Origin of the sequence: Permianibacter aggregans (genome assembly GCF_009756665.1) — a bacterium.
Lineage (GTDB): Bacteria > Pseudomonadota > Gammaproteobacteria > Enterobacterales > Permianibacteraceae > Permianibacter > Permianibacter aggregans.
Genome location: NZ_CP037953.1, coordinates 4142378 through 4160243, shown reverse-complemented (window position 1 = coordinate 4160243; position 17866 = coordinate 4142378). Strand labels below are relative to the sequence as shown.

General features: G+C 54.1%; 14 protein-coding genes, 1 tRNA gene and 1 other RNA gene. 4 read left to right on the top strand and 12 right to left on the bottom strand.

Annotated elements, in window-relative coordinates:
* Positions 1 to 122 precede the first annotated feature (122 nt).
* Positions 123 to 548, top strand: a complete 426-nt coding sequence (locus tag E2H98_RS18725) for a GFA family protein (RefSeq protein ID WP_133587324.1) — start codon at positions 123 to 125, stop codon at positions 546 to 548.
* 45 nt (positions 549 to 593) lie between these two features.
* Here E2H98_RS18725 and E2H98_RS18720 read toward each other — a convergent pair whose 3' ends face one another.
* The 10 genes from E2H98_RS18720 to E2H98_RS18675 all read right to left on the bottom strand — a co-directional run bounded on the left by E2H98_RS18720 (position 594) and on the right by E2H98_RS18675 (position 9748).
* Positions 594 to 992, bottom strand: a complete 399-nt coding sequence (locus E2H98_RS18720; RefSeq protein WP_133587322.1) for a DUF3703 domain-containing protein — start codon at positions 990 to 992, stop codon at positions 594 to 596.
* Complete coding sequence (gene hemH / locus E2H98_RS18715; RefSeq protein WP_232475434.1) at positions 989 to 2020, bottom strand: ferrochelatase; 1032 nt, start codon at positions 2018 to 2020, stop codon at positions 989 to 991. Before hemH ends, E2H98_RS18720 begins: the two co-directional genes overlap by 4 nt.
* Positions 2017 to 2676 carry an adenylate kinase gene (gene adk / locus E2H98_RS18710; RefSeq protein WP_133587320.1) on the bottom strand — a complete coding sequence of 220 codons (660 nt, stop codon included), beginning with the start codon at positions 2674 to 2676 and terminating at the stop codon, positions 2017 to 2019. Before adk ends, hemH begins: the two co-directional genes overlap by 4 nt.
* A 287-nt stretch (positions 2677 to 2963) precedes the next feature.
* Positions 2964 to 4367 carry an HDOD domain-containing protein gene (locus E2H98_RS18705; RefSeq protein WP_162848136.1) on the bottom strand — a complete coding sequence of 468 codons (1404 nt, stop codon included), beginning with the start codon at positions 4365 to 4367 and terminating at the stop codon, positions 2964 to 2966.
* A gap of 174 nt (positions 4368 to 4541) precedes the next feature.
* Entirely contained in the window at positions 4542 to 6434 is a 1893-nt protein-coding gene (gene htpG / locus E2H98_RS18700) for a molecular chaperone HtpG (RefSeq protein ID WP_133587316.1), read from the bottom strand.
* 87 nt (positions 6435 to 6521) lie between these two features.
* A complete protein-coding gene (recR, locus tag E2H98_RS18695; protein ID WP_133587314.1) occupies positions 6522 to 7118 on the bottom strand; it encodes a recombination mediator RecR in 597 nt (198 codons plus the stop codon).
* A 73-nt stretch (positions 7119 to 7191) separates the two neighbouring features.
* Positions 7192 to 7512: a YbaB/EbfC family nucleoid-associated protein gene (locus tag E2H98_RS18690; RefSeq protein WP_408634856.1), complete on the bottom strand. Its 321-nt coding sequence runs from the start codon at positions 7510 to 7512 to the stop codon at positions 7192 to 7194.
* Positions 7513 to 7595: 83 nt separating this feature from the next.
* Entirely contained in the window at positions 7596 to 9290 is a 1695-nt protein-coding gene (gene dnaX / locus E2H98_RS18685) for a DNA polymerase III subunit gamma/tau (protein ID WP_133587310.1), read from the bottom strand.
* Positions 9291 to 9403: 113 nt separating this feature from the next.
* Positions 9404 to 9500: signal recognition particle sRNA small type (ffs, locus tag E2H98_RS18680), an RNA gene on the bottom strand.
* Between the two features lie 160 nt (positions 9501 to 9660).
* Positions 9661 to 9748: transfer RNA gene (locus E2H98_RS18675), tRNA-Ser, on the bottom strand.
* Positions 9749 to 10046: 298 nt separating this feature from the next.
* Here E2H98_RS18675 and E2H98_RS18670 point away from each other — a divergent pair.
* Positions 10047 to 11180 (top strand): PilT/PilU family type 4a pilus ATPase, encoded by a 1134-nt coding sequence (locus E2H98_RS18670; protein ID WP_133587308.1) that lies wholly within the window; start codon positions 10047 to 10049, stop codon positions 11178 to 11180.
* Between the two features lie 284 nt (positions 11181 to 11464).
* Positions 11465 to 14047 carry a S8 family serine peptidase gene (locus E2H98_RS19500; RefSeq protein WP_133587305.1) on the top strand — a complete coding sequence of 861 codons (2583 nt, stop codon included), beginning with the start codon at positions 11465 to 11467 and terminating at the stop codon, positions 14045 to 14047.
* A gap of 59 nt (positions 14048 to 14106) precedes the next feature.
* Here the strand turns inward: E2H98_RS19500 and ppsA are convergent, their stop codons facing one another.
* Entirely contained in the window at positions 14107 to 16446 is a 2340-nt protein-coding gene (ppsA, locus tag E2H98_RS18660) for a phosphoenolpyruvate synthase (RefSeq protein ID WP_408634855.1), read from the bottom strand.
* Between the two features lie 125 nt (positions 16447 to 16571).
* Between ppsA and ppsR the strand changes: the two genes are divergently transcribed.
* Entirely contained in the window at positions 16572 to 17387 is an 816-nt protein-coding gene (ppsR, locus tag E2H98_RS18655) for a posphoenolpyruvate synthetase regulatory kinase/phosphorylase PpsR (RefSeq protein WP_133587301.1), read from the top strand.
* A gap of 61 nt (positions 17388 to 17448) precedes the next feature.
* On the opposite strand, the gene metJ is transcribed toward ppsR, so the two are convergent.
* Complete coding sequence (gene metJ, locus E2H98_RS18650; RefSeq protein WP_133587299.1) at positions 17449 to 17715, bottom strand: met regulon transcriptional regulator MetJ; 267 nt, start codon at positions 17713 to 17715, stop codon at positions 17449 to 17451.
* Positions 17716 to 17866: the final 151 nt, after the last annotated feature.

Sequence of the window (17866 nt, the reverse complement as noted above, 5' to 3'; positions counted from 1 at the left end):
TGACCTTGTATTTCTTTATCCGCGTACTGAAAGCGCCGGATCAGGAAGATGAAGAGTAAGATAAAAGCCCGCTTCGGCGGGCTTTTTGTTTCCGTATCGTCGGCTTTGTAGAGGGAAATAACATGTATTTTGGGAGTTGTTTATGTGGGACGGTTCGTATCGAAATTGAAGGTGGTATTTCTGACATCATTCACTGTCACTGCTCGCTCTGCCGCAAGAATAGCGGAACCGCATTTGCTACCAATGGCTTTATCCCATCAGCAGGGTTTCGCATTGTCAGTGGTGCAGAAAACATCAGTTTCTACGAATTCAAACCAGGAAAGAAACGACATTTCTGCCGAACCTGCGCCTCACCGATTTACAGCTCGAACGACCAAGACCCAACTCGTTTGCGTTTAAGGCTGGGAATATTGGACTCCGATATCAGTGAGCGACCGATCTCCCATAACTTCATTACGTCGAAAGCCAACTGGGAGGATCTGGACGCAGATCTGCCGCGCTTTGAAGGCTTTGAACCAACACGGAAGCCAGCGCAGGGAAAGACTTGATTTGAAATACTGGTCAAGGCGCGTAATCAGAATTCTCTTGTTCGATTACGCTTTACCCTTATTCGGCACTTTTTTGATCGCCTGCCACGATTTTTCATCCTTGATTAGAATTTCGCGCAGATCGTCCGGAATCGGCATCACGGCAAATGCACTGACATCGGCACCGCCGCTGTTACCAACGGGAACTTTGCCAATCAATGAACCAATGAAGCCACCGATGATGCGAATGCCCTGCCCGATCATTTCCAGCACATCACCACGATGCCAGGCAACTTTGAACATCCAAATGTGCACGCGGGTATGGGCAATGGCGTAATGCTGGCCCAGAATATGTGCGCGTTCGAGATAGCGAAAACTTTCACGCCACTGGCGTTGTTGGTACAGCGCTTTGGCGCGATAGAGATTTTCCTGATACGCCAGGCGCAGCTCAGTGTGCATGCTCATGATCGCCAGCCAGCCGTTTCCGTTTGAATCAATTGCACCATCATTGCTATATGCCGATCGTCATCATTCAACGCTGAAATATAGCGGAATTCCTGGCCACCGGCTGCCGTGAATACTTCCGCTGTACGAATGGCAATCTCTTCCAGCGTTTCCAGGCAATCGGCCGAGAAGCCTGGACAAATCACGTCGACGGTTTTGACGCCTTTTGCCGCCAGTTGCCGGACATGCGGCTCCAGATACGGTTGCAACCATTCTTCGCGACCAAAGCGCGATTGGAACGCCATGCTCCAGTCATCGGATGTCAACGCCAATTCTTTGGCCAACAACTCAGCGGTGCGGAAACACTGCGCTTCGTACGGATCGCCGCGACGAGAATGGCGTTTCGGCAAACCATGAAACGACATCAAAAAGTGTTCAGCCCTGCCCTTCTGCTGCCAGTGCTTGCGCACCGAATCAGCCAGCGCTTGAATATATGGCGGGTGCTGATAATAAGCCGGTACATATCGAAGATTCGGAGCATGCCAACACTGGCGTAACAACTCACCGATCCGGTCGATCACCGTTGCCGTCGTCGAGACGCTGTATTGCGGATACAACGGCAACACGACGACACGCCCAACCTTGGCTTTGCGCAGCGCCATCAAGCCCGCCGTCAATGATGGATTACCGTAACGCATGCCGATTTCTACCGGAATATATTCGCCAAACGCCTCCTGCACCGCTGCACGCAATTTGGCGGCCTGTGCGCGGGTGATTTCAATCAGCGGCGATTCGTTGCGCCAAATCGTCGCGTAGGCATGAGCGACACGCTTTGGTCGCGTACGCAGCACAATACCGTGCAGAATTGGCAACCAAATCCATTTGGGAATTGAGACGACTCGTGGATCACTGAGGAACTCCGCCAGGTACTTGCGCACGCCTGCCGGCGTCGGCGCATCCGGCGATCCAAGATTGACCAGTAAAATGCCAAAAGGCGCTGAATCAGCGCCTTTTGTCGAAAGTTCGGAAACGAGGATTTCTTTACTCACTTGACTTCCAAAGCCTGAAAAATATTGTCGCGGACCAGCTCGACCGGACCAGTACCTTCGACACGAATATAGGCCGGCGCTTTGTCGTCGCCGGATTGCGCCCAGCTCGAGTAAAACTCGATCAAAGGCTTGGTCTGGGAATGGTATACGTCCAAACGCTTGCGAACGGTTTCTTCTTTGTCGTCATCGCGTTGCACCAGCGGCTCACCGGTTTCGTCATCCTTGCCTTCGACTTTCGGTGGATGATTCTGCAGGTGATACACACGGCCCGAACCCGGATGCACACGACGACCGGACAAGCGCTCGATAATCTCTTCATCCGGCACGACAAACTCGACAACGTGGTCGACATCAATGCCATTGGCGCGCATCGCTTCGGCTTGCGGAATGGTGCGCGGAAAACCGTCGAGCAAATAGCCTTTTTCACAATCGCTCTGGCTCAGACGATCTTTGACCAAGGCAATAATCAACTCATCGGAAACCAGTTGGCCGGCATCCATGACTGCCTTGGCCTGCAAACCCAGTGGGGTGCCGGCCTTGACGGCCGCACGCAGCATGTCGCCGGTGGAAATTTGCGGGATTCCGTATCGATCCTTGATGAACTGAGCCTGAGTGCCTTTGCCCGCACCCGGAGCTCCCAACAATATGATTCGCATGCATCACTCCAAAAAGCCCAAAACCGGGCAAAAACCGCGTCGATCCTGCGCAATTCCGGCCGGTCGCGTCAGGGGCGCCTAAAATACCGGCTGACGCGGCGCACGGCAAGTCGTCCGTGCTAGCAAGCTGCTGATAATTAGAAGTCATCCCAAAAATGCCTGGAACTTGGTGATCTACGCGAATGCGGTGCTCGGAATCCTCATTTACTACTTGTAAACTCCGGTTCCTCCGCTCCTATTCGCGCACCTCACCTTCGCCCAGACGATTTTTGAGATGGCTTCTAGACTCATTTCAAACCAGCCATCAACTGCGCCATGCGGTCGAGCTCGGCCGAGTCAGCCCGGATCTGATCATAAACCTGCTCGGCAGCGGCCAGTGAAATGCCGAGGCGTTGCAAAGTCCAATCCGGTATGGGCGTCGTCAAATCGTCGCCGAGGCCATCGCGCGCCAGCAACGCGTTGGCCAACTGCACCAGCGCCACATATAAATCCTGTTCACCACGATAAACCGGATCATGGTGGCCTGCAGTGACGGCAACGACTTCTTCCGGCATTTTCCAGTGCCGCATCAGCCAAGTGCCCATCTGATTATGATTGAGCAACCGCTGCGACTCGCCAACGCATAGCAATCGCTGTTCAATGGCCGGCAGGCCGCAGTGCGGGTTGGCCAGACACATCTTGTTCAACAGAAAGTACTCCGGCTGGAACAAATGCCCGAGTAACAGAATGCCGAAATTGTGCAACAGGCCGCAGAGATAGGCGGTGCCTGGCTTGACGCCACTGTTCTTCGGTAACACACGGGTCAAGCCTTGGACGACGGCCGCATTGTGTACCGCGTGACGCCAGAAACTGTCGAGACCAAGCGGACCATCGGGCGCTAGCTTGAACACCTTGCCGGCGGCGATGCCGAGCGCCAGATTGCTGACGATGTCGAAACCAAGCACTCGTGAAATTGCGGTCTGAATCGAGTCGACACTGCCGCGGTAGCCGAAAAACGAGGAGCGGGCATAACGAATCACCTGAGCGGCGATGCTCGGGTCCATTTCCACCAGCTCAGCCAGATCCTTGACTGTCGACTCCGGGTCGCCAACGAGCTGCAGAATCTGGGTCGCCACCGCCGGAATCGCCGGCAATCGGTAAACCTGTTCCAGTTTACGGCGAATCACTTCTTCACTGGGTAGCGTGACGTCTTTCAGATCCGATTCATCAATGGCGCAGCCGGCACTGCTTTCAGACTCTGGCAAGGGTTTGGCGATGGGGCCGCGTATGGCCTTACGGCAGAGCACGGCAAAGCTACTGATAGAAATGGCGATGACCGCCGTATGGGCGCCCGCCTCAAGCCAGATGCGCTCATGTTTGAACAGGCTGTCATCTACCAGTGCTTTGAGACCATAGGCTTCCGGCACCGGCGGATGGCAACCGGGCTCGCAGTCGGGGAAACGGCGGTTGCTCTCGGAATTGGATAGCGGCTTCAATTGCCGATGAGTCAATCGGTTCAGAACATCAAAATCCAGCACATGACTGACCGGCAGAATCGCCATCCATAACTGGCCGGCATCGGCGACCAGCACAGCCCGTGCCATTTGCTCAGGAGGAATGTCACAAACCGAGGCCGACGCTTCCAGTGTTTCGGTCCGCCGGTGGATCTGCTCCTGAAAGCTGATGCCGTTAGCGGCCAAAAACCGTCTCACTGTCGTTGCAATCGCCATAGGCCTGCTATCGAAGAGAAAACCAGAATGGTTTTTAGCATAGTCGAGATTGCCGGGCAAAACTCAGCGACCGATCAAATTCCGCGTTGAGGCGCATTGCCAGCTATCCAGAAAAACAAAAGGCGCTCATAGGCGCCTTTTGTTCAATGCTGACGATTACTTCGCCAGCAATTCCAGCAACAGCTTGTTCATTTTCGCGACATAGCTACCGGCAGACTCCAGTTGGCCACTCTCCGCCAACCGGGCCTGATCAAACAGCACGTCGGTCAACTCGCCAAAACGAGCTTCATCCTGTTCGGCATCCAGGCGTTTGATTAACGCGTGTTCCGGGTTGATTTCAAAGATGGGCTTGAACTCCGGCACGTCCTGACCGGTTTGTTTCATCAGTTTCAGCATGTGGGCGCCCATCTCATGCTTTTCGCCAACGACACAAGCTGGCGAATCGGTCAAACGATGGGTAATGCGCACCTCCTTGACGCGTTCACCTAGCGCATTCTTGATGCGTTCCACCAAGCCGGCCGACTGCTGCTCCAACTCTTTCTGAATCGCCTTGTCAGTTTCGGTTTCCAGCGCGCCAAGATCGAGTTCACCACGCGTTACCGACACCAATGGCTTGCCGTCAAAATCGTTCAGATATGACAGCATCCATTCGTCGATGCGATCGGTCAGCAGCAAGACTTCAATGCCCTTCTTGCGGAACACTTCCAGGTGCGGGCTATGCTTTGCCGACGAATAATTCTCCGCCGACAGATAATAAATCGCAGTCTGGTTGGTTTTCATCCGCTCGACATAGGCACCAAGGCTGACGCTCTGCTTGGCGTCATCGTTGTGGGTGCTGGCAAAACGCAGTAACTTGGCAATTGCTTCGCGGTTGGCAAAGTCTTCGCCCAAGCCTTCTTTCAGCACCTGACCAAACTCGTCCCAGAATCCGAGGTATTTCTCTTCATCTTTGGCCAGATCGTCGAGCATGCCAAGAATACGTTTGACGCTTTGCTTACGCAGTGCATCGGTAACGCTGCTGTCCTGCAGGATTTCGCGCGAAACGTTCAGCGGCAGATCATTGGAGTCGATGACGCCACGGGCAAAACGCAAGTACACCGGCAGGAATTGCTCGGCATCATCCATGATAAACACGCGCTTTACGTAGAGCTTGACGCCACGCGGCCGATCACGATTCCACAAATCAAACGGCGCACGCTTTGGAATGTAGAACAGCGAGGTGTATTCGTGTTTGCCTTCAACGCGGTTGTGCGCCCAAGTCAGCGGTTCATCGAAGTCATGAGCGATGTGCTTGTAGAATTCTTTGTATTCCTCGTCGCTGATCTCGGACTTAGGACGAGTCCACAGCGCCGTCGCTTTATTGGCCGTTTCGAATTCGTCGGTGGCTTTGCCTTCGTCATCTTCTTTCGGTAGTTGCACCGGGATGGCGATATGTTCGGAATACTTGTGCACCAGCGAACGCAGACGCCACGGCTCCAGAAACGCTTTCTCGCCTTCTTTCAGATGCAGCACGACATCAGTGCCACGCTCTTCCTTGTTAATGCTTTCAATGGTGAATTCGCCATCACCGGCGCTTTCCCACTGAATCGCCTCTTGCGGCTTGGTGCCGGCAGCGCGCGAACGCACCGTGATGCGATCAGCAACAATAAATCCGGAATAGAAACCGACACCGAACTGGCCAATCAGTTGCGCATCTTTTTTCTGATCGCCAGACAGCTTGGACAGGAACTCAGCGGTGCCGGATTTGGCAATGGTGCCGAGATTGGCAATGGCTTCGTCGCGCGTCATGCCGATGCCGTTGTCGCTGATGGTCAGCGTGCCGGCTTCTTTGTCGACAATCAGTCGCACACGAACATCGTTATCGCCAGCCAGCAGCTCCGGATTCGACAGCGCGTTAAAGCGCAGCTTGTCGGCCGCATCGGCGGCATTGGAGATCAGTTCGCGCAGAAAAATTTCTTTGTTGCTGTATAAGGAGTGCACCATCAGGTGCAACAGTTGTTTGACTTCGGTTTCAAAACGACGGGTTTCACGAGCGGTTGCAGCCGACATGGTATGCAAGAGCCTCCGGGTTAAACGAACGATGGCCCGGATATGGGGATAGAAGTCCCTGCTTTCAAGGAGGATTTTCGAGAGAAATCAGAATTGACGGCGGCCGGAAATGGAGTGCGCCAATGTACTGCCGTCGATATATTCCAGTTCGCCACCAAGCGGTACGCCATGGGCGATACGGGTGATTTCCAGCGGCAGCTTGCTGCACAAATCCTTGATGTAATGGGCCGTCGCCTCGCCCTCAACGGTCGGATTGGTGGCCAGAATCAGTTCCTTGATTTCGCCGCTTTTCAGCATCGTAATCAGCTGCGGCAAACCAATTTGGTCCGGCCCGATACCATCCAGTGGCGAAAGATGGCCGCGTAAAACAAAGTAGCGACCGCGAAACGCCTGGGTCTGTTCCATCGCCTGCACATCGCTCGGCGATTCCACAACGCAAAGCAGGCTGCGATCGCGGCGCTGGTCCAGGCAGATACCGCAAACTTCCTGATCGGAAAAGCTACGGCATTGCAGGCAATCGCGGACGCCGTCCATCGCTCGATGCAGCGCATCGGCCAATCGGCGCCCACCGTCGCGCTGACGGTCGAGCAAATGGTAAGCCATGCGCTGCGCGGATTTGTTGCCGACACCGGGCAACACGCGCAAGGCATCGACCAATTGTTTGATCAGTTGGCTGGATTCCATCGCTCGTTGTTCAACTCAGGACAAGGCTCACGTCAGAAAATAGATTGGCCGATGGTGAACATCGGCCATCAGATCAGAACGGCATTTTGAAACCAGGCGGCAATGGCATGCCGGCGGTCAAGGAGTTCATTTTTGCGGACGTGGTGCTTTCAACTTTGCGCACGGCGTCGTTGACAGCAGCGGCCAGCAAATCCTCCAGCATTTCCTTGTCTTCCTGCATCAGGCTGTCGTCCAGCTCGACACGGCGGACATCGTGCTTGCCGGTCATCGTGATCTTGACGAGGCCAGCGCCGGCTTCGCCGGTGACTTCCATCTGTGCAATTTCCTGCTGAGCCTTTTGCATACGCGCCTGCATTTCCTGCGCCTGCTTCATCAGATTGCCCATACCACGCATGTTCATCTACCTCTGTTACGGGAGTGCCGGAGTTAAGCCGGCGGAAAATATCGTCATTATACGCGTTAAACCAGTAACGCCTGTCAGTTCAGTGCCCGAATTGTTTCGGTCAGCAAGCGACCTTCGGTCAGGTCGAGCAGTTCGCGCAGCCGCGGGTCATTGTTCAGTGACTGCTCCGCCGCCGCGCGCTTGGCCGCTTCACGTTCTTTCTGCAACTGAGTCGGCGTCAATGCCCCTTCCGGGATTGGCTCGCGAATCTCGATTCGGATCGGGCGACCGAGTTGCTGGGTGAGCGCTTGCTCAAGTTCACTTTTGCGGGTGCCATTGAGCATTTCAATGCGTTGATGGTCGGCTGCCAGCGCCAATACATCATCCTGCTGTTCGACCAGCGCGCAATGACGTGCCAAATTGTCGAGCAAGCCTGGCACTTTCATCGCATCCAGCCAGGCCAGCCATTGCGAGGCCAGCGCACATAGCCCCTTGTCGACGATAGGCTCAGGTTTGGCTTCGCTAGTCGTTGCGACCGGATTAGCGGTTGCCAGTTCGACATGCGTTGTTGGGGAGGCAGGTTCCGAAACGGGTTCTGCTTTTTTCGCCGCAACAGCAATCGGAGCCGCGACTGGCGCAGGCTGACGGACAGGAGCTGTTGCGGCTTCAGGCTTTTTTGCCGGCGTTTCCGGGCGCTGTGCAGTGCCGCTATTTTCATTTGGCGCGAACACCAACATGCGCAGCGCACACATTTCCAGACCTTCACGCGGGCTTGGTGCCAGCGGCAAATCGCGTTTACCGTGCAAGGCGATCTGGTAATAGAGCTGCAAGGTTTCGGCATCAATGGCATCGGCGAGACGCTTACAGAGTTCATTGTCGGCGTAATGCGAGCCCGGCAATTGCTGGACAATTGCAGCACCGTGCAGCGTGCTCAATAACTCATCGAGCACGGCCAGATAATCCGGCGCAAACGCTTCCATTGCCTCGATTGCCTGCATGGTCGCGGCAACATCTTTCTGACAGAGCGCTGCGACGAAACCGGCCAGCGAGGTGTGCTCGACAAAGCCGAGCATGTCGCGGACATCATCGCTTTTCAGCACGCCTTGGCCATGAGCAATGGCCTGATCGAGCAAGCTCAACGCGTCGCGCAAGCTGCCGTTGGCAGCTTTCGCGACCATCGGCAGCGTGGCATCGTCATAGGCAATTTTTTCGGCGACCAGGATATGTTGCAAACGCGCGACGATTTGCTCCGGCGTCAGCGCTTTCAAATGGAACTGCAGGCAGCGCGACAGAACCGTCACCGGCATTTTCTGCGGGTCGGTGGTCGCCAGTAGGAACATCACATGCGCCGGCGGCTCTTCCAGGGTTTTCAGCAGCGCATTGAAGCTGCTATTCGACAGCATATGCACTTCGTCGATCAGATAAACCTTGTAGCGGCCACGGGTCGGAAGGTACTGAACATTGTCGAGCAGGTCGCGGGTGTCTTCGACCTTGGTGCGGCTGGCGGCATCGACTTCAATCAGATCGACAAAACGGCCGCTATCGACCTCGAAACAGGCCGAGCACTGCCCACAGGGCGTCGCACTGACGCCCTCTTCGCAATTGAGCGCTTTGGCGAAAATGCGGGCTACGGTGGTTTTGCCGACGCCACGGGTGCCGGTGAACAGATAGGCGTGATGCAGCCGTTGCTGACTGAGCGCGCTGGTCAACGCTTTCAGTACATGGCTTTGACCGACCATGTCGGTGAACTCGCGCGGTCGCCATTTGCGGGCAAGTACTTGATAACTCATGAATTCCTTGGGCTGACGGAGCGGACAGCAAGGGCGCAATGCTAGCACAGCGGCAATCGGGAATGGTGATGCAGACCGGAGTTCAAAACAGAGAAAGAAATATTGGGTGGCAGCCTGCAGAGCACTGACGCGGCGCATGCATCAACAGCTACCGTTGCTCCCTTCCGGGCCTGGCGGAGTTCACCATCTAGCATCGCGCGGGCACCCTGCAGACCGCCATAGACGGACCGGTCAGAGACCGAAGCAACAAAGCCGCGCTAGGCGGCTTTGTTGTTATTTGACGAGTTGTCGAAACCCTCTGGGCTTCTCACCCCGCCCCACTTTCGACTTTAATCAGTCTCGGATGGGCGCGAAGTTTACTTCTCATTTCTGGCGGAGGGGGGGGGATTCGAACCCCCGATACGTTTCCGTATACACACTTTCCAGGCGTGCGCCTTCAACCACTCGGCCACCTCTCCTAAAACTCATTGTCGGGTTGCGTTGTTTAAGGTCGTCCTCAACCCCACGACCGGCGCCCGCTTCGCGTGCGCATTGCTCGCATCATCCCTGATGCCCGTCCCTTCGGCATACGATTCAATTCGCAACCTGCAGCCTTCCGGGTCACCCCGAAAAGGCGCGCTATCCTAACCAGTTGCGCCCCAAATGGCAAACCGTTTTCAAACCGGCGTACAGACGAGAAACATGGCATACGTACCACTAGCTTTTTGCTATATTGATTAAGTTTCCCCTGCTCGTTCTGCTGTCTGAGATTGCTCCGTGGATATCAAACTATTACTTCGCCTGATGGCGGAAAAGAATGCCTCTGACTTGTTCTTCAGCACCGGCGCACCGCCGCACATGAAGATTGAAGGCGTATCGACACCGATGGGTTCCGGCCCTCTGCCGCCAGGTGCGATAAAAGACATCGCCTATAAATTGATGGATGCCCAGCAAATCAAGGATTTTGAAGAAAACTGGGAAGCCAACTTTGCCTTGGCGGCCGACGGTGTCGGACGTTTCCGCGTCAACGTGTTCAAACAGCGCGGCGAAGTCGGCATTGTCATGCGTCATATCAAGACCAATATTCCAGCGCTGGAAACCTTGAAACTGCCACCGATCGTCAAAAACCTGATCATGGAACGTGTCGGCCTGGTATTGGTTTGCGGACCGACCGGTTCGGGTAAATCCACTTCCCTCGCCTCCTTACTCGATTATCGCAACCGCCGCGAAACCGGCCATATCTTGACCATCGAAGACCCTATCGAATTTCTGCACGATCACAAGATGTCGATCGTCGATCAGCGCGAAATCGGCGTTGATACCAAGAGCTTTCACAATGCGCTGAAAAACGCCATGCGCGAAGCGCCGGACGTCATTCTGATTGGTGAGATCCGCGATTCCGAAGCAATGGAGTACGCGCTGAACTACGCTCAGACCGGTCACCTGGTGCTGGCGACGATTCACGGCAACAACTGCCGCCAAGTGTTGGATCGTATCCGCAACTTGTTCCCGCAGGATATGCGCGGCCATGTTATGAAAGAGTTGTCATCGGTACTGAAAGGCATTATCTCCCAACGTCTGGTGCGTGGGATTGGTGGCCTGCGAGTTCCGGCTGTCGAAATCATGATGATGGCGCCGGACATCAACGAAATTATCCAACGCGGTTATCTCGAAGACTTGCCGAAAGCGATTGAGAAAAACTACGTCGATGGTATGCGCACGTTCGACCAATCGCTGTTCGATTTGTATAAAGCAAACCTGATTACTAAAGACGACGCATTGCACTACGCCGAATCGAAAACCGATCTTAGCTTGCGCATGCGTCTCGGTGAAGCGGGTGGCAGCAAAGACGCCTCCAGCCAGTTCTCCGTACCGGCGGAAAAAACCAACCCATTCAAAACCGAGTTGTAATACGAAACTGGCGTACGTAAAAGTACGCCAGTCCTTAATTTATCTCTCTCACCCCTAATGACTCTCTCGCTTGAAATTTAAGTTTTGGTTTTTCGCGGTGCGGGAAACTGGTCTTATGTCGAACTCGACAACCGATTGTTGTTGACCGATAGCGCAAATCGGTTCTAGATCAATAACCTTTCTGTAGACAGCCCATGTTCGTTGACAGGAAGACCTGAGGTGTTTCGTTGTTCAGGAAAACAAGCACACCTGTGTGCACGCCAAAGTAAAGAGGGATTCTTTTCATGAAAAAAACCAAACCCATTTTTATCGCCACCCTACTCTCTTCCAGCATTGCCATCGCAATAGCCGATGAACCGTTGCAGCCGTTGGATGTAGCCCCCATTCTCTCCACATCAGACTTTGCCGATGAAACCGGCACGCTTTGGTTTGTCGAGCTATCCGGGGCGCCATTAGTGGATGGTGGTGCTAAAAACGCGCTTAACCAAGAAAAATCGAAATTTATAAGTAATGCGAAAAAAGCCAATATCCGATTCAAAGAACGACGGCAGTTTCAGTCGCTATTCAATGGTTATGCCATTGAAGCCTCGCCGACAGAAATTGCTAAACTTCGACAAATGGATGGCGTTGTTGGCATTTATCCTGTCGAAATCATTGAGCGTCCAGAAGAACAGCCTGAAAACATCCCGAACTTAAGCTCTGCCTTGGGCATGACTGGCGCCGATATCGTTCACTCACAACTGGGCTACACCGGCATGGGCGTCAAGGTCGCGGTAATGGATACCGGCGTTGACTATCATCACCCAGACTTGGGCGGTTGCTTTGGCCCTGGCTGCCGTGTCTCCGTTGGTTTTGATTTTGTCGGCGATGCATTCAACGCCGACAGTTCATCTCCAGGCTACAATCCTGTCGCCACCCCCGACAATGACCCTGATGATTGTGCGGACGGTACCGGCGGCGGTCACGGTACTCACGTCGCAGGCATTGTTGGCGCCAATGGCACGCTGAAAGGCGTAGCACCCGATGCAACATTGGGTGCTTATCGCGTCTTCGGCTGTTACGGTTCAACTACAGCAGACATCATGTTGGCAGCGATGGAGCGCGCTTATGAAGATGGCATGCAAGTGCTAAACATGAGCATTGGTTCGTCATTTCAATGGCCTCAATACCCCACCGCAAAAGCAGCGACCAAACTGGTCAACAAAGGTATCGTCGTCGTGGTATCGGCGGGCAACAGCGGCACTAGCGGTTTGTACGCAACGGGTGCGCCATCTGTTGGCGATAAAGTCATCAGCGTCGCGTCGTTCGATAACTCTCATATTCGCTTAAACCAGTTCCGAGCTTCGCCCGACAATCTCGCGATTGGGTTTTCTCCGGCTAGTGCATCACCGTTACCACCATCCGGCGGCTCAATCTCGCTGGCTCGCACTGGCACCGCGAGCACAGTGAATGATGCATGTAACGCATTGCCCGCCAATAGTTTACAAGGTCAAGCTGCTTTGATACGTCGAGGTACCTGTTCATTTCATATCAAATCGCTAAACGCGCAAAACGCGGGCGCCAGTGCGGTGGTGCTGTATAACAATTCCGCAGGTCGCTTCAGTGCTACGGTCGCGGGATCTCCCAGCATCACCATTCCGGTCGTCAGTATTTCTGATGCAGAGGGTGTGACCCTTGACAGTCGATTGGCGAATGGCCCGGTCACCATTACTTGGACCAATGAAGTTGGCACATTCGCTAATGCTACGGGTAATTTGTTGTCTTCATTCAGCTCTTACGGTTTATCGCCGACACTACAGCTGAAACCGGACATCGGCGCGCCAGGAGGACTGATTTACTCTACCTATCCAACGGAGCGCGGTAGCTTTGCCACTCTGAGCGGAACATCAATGGCAGCACCGCATACTGCAGGTGCCGTTGCATTGTTACTGCAGGCTAAGCCGAACACGCCATCTCAAGCGGTGCGCAGCTTGCTGCAGAATCATGCCGACCCGAAGGCGTGGGCGGGAAATCCTGGTCTTGGTTTCCTCGACAACGTGCATCGTCAAGGCGCAGGCATGCTCGACATTGATGACGTCATTTTGAGTAAGGTTCAAGCGAGCCCAGGTAAAATTTCGCTCGGTGAAACGGAGGCTGGCCCTTCTACGCAGACCGTCACGTTAAGTAACGAAACCGCTGCACCGGTAACCTACCAAGTCACGCATCAAGCAGCATTGGCAACCGGCCCAAATACGTTCAGTGTTTCGCAGTTTAATGCACCATCAACGGCGGCATTCAGTGCAACGGAAGTCATTGTGCCCGCTTTTGGTAGCGCCGCTGTAGACGCAACAATCACTCCCAATGCAGCATTGGCGGACGGTTCGATTTTTGGCGGTTATCTGGTGTTTACGCCAAATGTCGGAGAGTCAATTCGGGTACCGTATGCCGGCTTTAAAGGTGACTACCAGAGTAAAGTGATTCTGGCGCCAACAGCCAATAATTTCCCTTGGCTGGCACGCCTCAGTGGTGGTTCATACAGCAAACAAGGCGACGAAGCGGTGTTCAATCTGCAAGGTGATGATCTACCGTTCTTCCTTGTGCATTTCGATCACCAAGTGCAGAAATTCCGCCTGGAAGTATTTGATGCCGAAACCGGCAAAGCCTGGCATCGCGCCCTGGATGAGCAGTACTTGCCGCGCAACAGTTCTGCAGGCGGTTTCTTCTCGTTCGCCTGGGACGGTACCACCAAGGCAGGAAAGAAAATCTACACGGTTCCGAATGGTCGCTATGTCGTAAAATTGTCGGTGCAAAAAGCACTGGGTGATGACGACAATCCGGCGCATTGGGAAACTTGGACTTCACCGATCATGGTGATTCAACGTCCGTAAAGGCAGGTAACAAAAAGGGGCGGAAAATTCCGCCCCTTTTTTAATCGTCCATAAATGACTTAGGCTTTCTTGCCGGCCAGGAACAACCAGGTTTCCAACACGGTGTCTGGATTCAACGACACCGAATCGATTCCCTGCTCAATCAGCCATTGCGCCAGATCCGGATGGTCGGAAGGACCTTGGCCGCAAATGCCAACGTACTTGCCTTTCTTCTTCGCCGCAGTAATCGCCATTGACAGCATTTTCTTGACGGCCGGATTCCGCTCGTCAAACAAGTGGGCAATGATGCCGGAGTCGCGGTCGAGACCGAGGGTCAGCTGAGTCAAATCGTTTGAGCCGATCGAGAAACCATCGAAGTATTCGAGGAACTCTTCTGCCAGCACGGCATTCGATGGCAGCTCGCACATCATGATCACTTTCAGACCATTATCACCACGCTTCAGGCCGTGATCGGCCAGCAGACCGGTGACTTTCTCCGCTTCTTCCAAGGTACGCACAAACGGAATCATGACCTCAACATTGGTCAGGCCCATTTCATCGCGCACTTTCTTGAACGCCTTGCACTCCATCGCAAAGCATTCGCGGAAATCGGCGGAGATATAACGCGAGGCACCACGGAAACCGATCATTGGATTTTCTTCGTGCGGCTCGTATAGTTTTCCACCGATCAGGTTGGCGTACTCGTTCGATTTGAAATCGGACATACGCACGATGACGCGCTCGGGATAAAACGCCGCCGCAATGGTAGCTATACCTTCGGCGAGTTTTTCGACGAAGAAATCGGTTGGCGATTTGTAGCCAGCGATGCGCGCCGAGATATTTTCCTTCAGCGCATTGTCTTGCAAGGAATCGAAATGAATCAGCGCTTTCGGATGCACACCAATGACGCGGTTGATGATGAATTCCAGACGCGCCAGACCAACACCGTGATGCGGCAAGCGAGCAAAGGTAAATGCCTTGTCCGGATCGCCGACGTTCATCATGATCTTGAACGGCACTTTCGGCATGTCGCTGACTTCAGCGCGATGAATGTCGAACTCGTGCAGACCTTGATAAATAAAACCCGTGTCACCTTCAGCGCAGGAAACGGTGATTTGATCGCCATCTTTGATATTGGCCGTGGCATCACCGCAGCCGACGACAGCCGGAATACCTAACTCACGCGCAATGATTGCCGCGTGGCAAGTACGGCCGCCGCGATTGGTGACAATCGCCGCTGCTTTCTTCATGACCGGCTCCCAATCCGGATCGGTCATGTCGGTAACGAGCACGTCACCAGCCTGCACTTTGGCGATTTGTGAAATATCGCTGATCACGCGCGCTGGACCTTTGCCGATACGTTGACCGATGGCGCGACCTTCGCTGACAATGCGTCCGCGTGACTTCAATGCATAGCGTTCCATGACGCGACCATCGTCACGCGATTTGACCGTTTCCGGACGCGCCTGAACGATGTAGAGCTTGCCGTCAGAACCGTCTTTGGCCCACTCGATATCCATTGGGCGCTGATAGTGTTTCTCGATAATCAAAGCCTGACGCGCCAGCTCTTCGACTTCCGCATCGGTGATCGAAAATTGACGACGCTCGGCGGAAGCCACATCAACCGTTTTCACCGTTTTGCCGTGCTCTGCACCACCGGTGTAAATCATTTTGATGGCTTTGGCGCCGATGGTACGACGCAGCACGGCCGGCTTGTTGGCGCGCAGCGTGGGTTTGTGTACGTAAAATTCGTCTGGGTTAACGGCTCCCTGCACCACCGTTTCGCCAAGACCGTAGCTAGAAGTAATGAACACGACATCATCGAAACCGGATTCGGTATCGAGCGTGAACATCACGCCGCTGGAGGCGATATCGGAGCGCACCATGCGCTGAATGCCGGCCGACAACGCAACGCCGGCGTGTTCATAGCCTTTGTGCACGCGATAAGCGATGGCGCGGTCATTGAATAGCGAGGCGAATACTTCTTTGACGGCCAGCATGACGTTGGCCATGCCGCGCACGTTCAGGAAAGTTTCTTGCTGGCCGGCAAACGAGGCATCCGGCAAATCTTCGGCGGTGGCTGAGGAGCGAACCGCGACAGCAAATTCATCAGAGGAATTGCCTTTCAATTTCAGGTAAGCGGCCGTAATGGCTTTTTCCATCTCCGGCAGGAACGGCGTTTCGACAACCCAGCGGCGAATTTTCTTGCCGGTTTCCATCAGCAACTGAACGTTGTCGACATCCAGATCTTTCAGCTCGGCCTGAATCTTGGCGTTCAGACCCGACTGCTCCAGAAACTCGCGAAAGGCTTCTGCGGTGGTGGCAAAGCCACCCGGTACCGACACCCCTGCACCGGCCAAATGGCTGATCATCTCGCCCAATGAGGCGTTTTTGCCACCAACCCGGTCTACATCCTTCATTCCGAGGTTTTCATACCACAGCACATATTCAGCCAATGTCGTTGCTCCTTTGGGGGTGTTACACTCATGCCCGCTCGGCGGACCAGTGAAAAAGGGCCGCCATTCTACTCAATAAAGGAAAATAGATGAAACGTAGCGTGTTCTATATTTCCGACCGCACCGGCATCACCGCCGAAATGCTCGGTCAGGCACTGCTGCCGCAATTTGATGGATTCGAGTTTGAAGAGGCTACCCTGCCCTATATCGACAACGAAGAAGCAGCACGGGAAGCCGTTAATCGCATCAACGCAGCCGCCGTCGCTGACGGCACGCCACCACTGGTATTTGATACGATGGTACGCGCTGAATTGCGCGCCATTATTCGAGAAAGCAATTCGATCGTCATGGATATGTTCCAGATGTTCGTGCCACACCTGGAAGAAGCGCTTGGTGCCCAGTGCCAGTACCGGGTCGGCAAAGCCCACTCAATGGACAATCTGGGCCAGTACGAAAGCCGCATCGACGCCGTCAATTTCGCCCTCAATAACGATGATGGCGCCATCACCAAATATTATGAGCAGGCCGAACTGATTCTGGTCGGTGTTTCTCGTTCCGGCAAAACGCCTACTTCCTTGTATCTGGCAATGCAGTTCGGTATTCGAGTCGCCAATTACCCGATCACCGAGGAAGATCTGGAATCGCCAAGCCTGCCGAAACCACTGCGGCCGTTCCGCGACAAACTGTTTGGCCTGACAATTAACCCGGACCGACTACAACAGATTCGCAGCGAACGCCGTGCCAATAGCCGCTATGCCTCGCTTGAACAATGCCGGATGGAAGTCAAAGAAGTCGAAGGCATCTATCAGCGCGAGAATATCCGCTATCTCGATACTACCAGTCGTTCGGTCGAGGAAATCGCCACGAAGATCCTCGCTGCCGTTGGTATCAAGCGGCATCATTAATTAATAGCAAAACAACAAAGGCCTCGTGACGAGGCCTTTGTTTTATCCAGGGCAAACCGGATCAGCGGTTTTTCGCCAGCTCCTCATCAGTCGGCAATGGTTGCCCTGTGTAGGCATGCAAAAACGCTTCGCAAAGCAGTTCCGAGTTGGTTGCATGTCGCAGGTTCTTGACCTGGCGACGGGTACGCTCGTCGGTCAGCAGTTTCAGAATATGCAATGGAATCGAGACAGTGATTTTCTTCACCTTCTCGCGCTTCTTGCCGTGCTCGACGTATGGGTCGACGAACGGCTCTTCCTCTTCAATATGATGTGATTGGTTAGCAGACATCTCTCACTCCAGATGGCCAAACACCCGGGCGGCAAATTAAACAGCAGCGCGGACCTTGTCAAACCATAGCGATTTTTCATATGCGATTTCGGGCAATTATAGCACTGATCGGGGTTGTACAGCCATTTAGACGTCTATATGATTAGCCGCA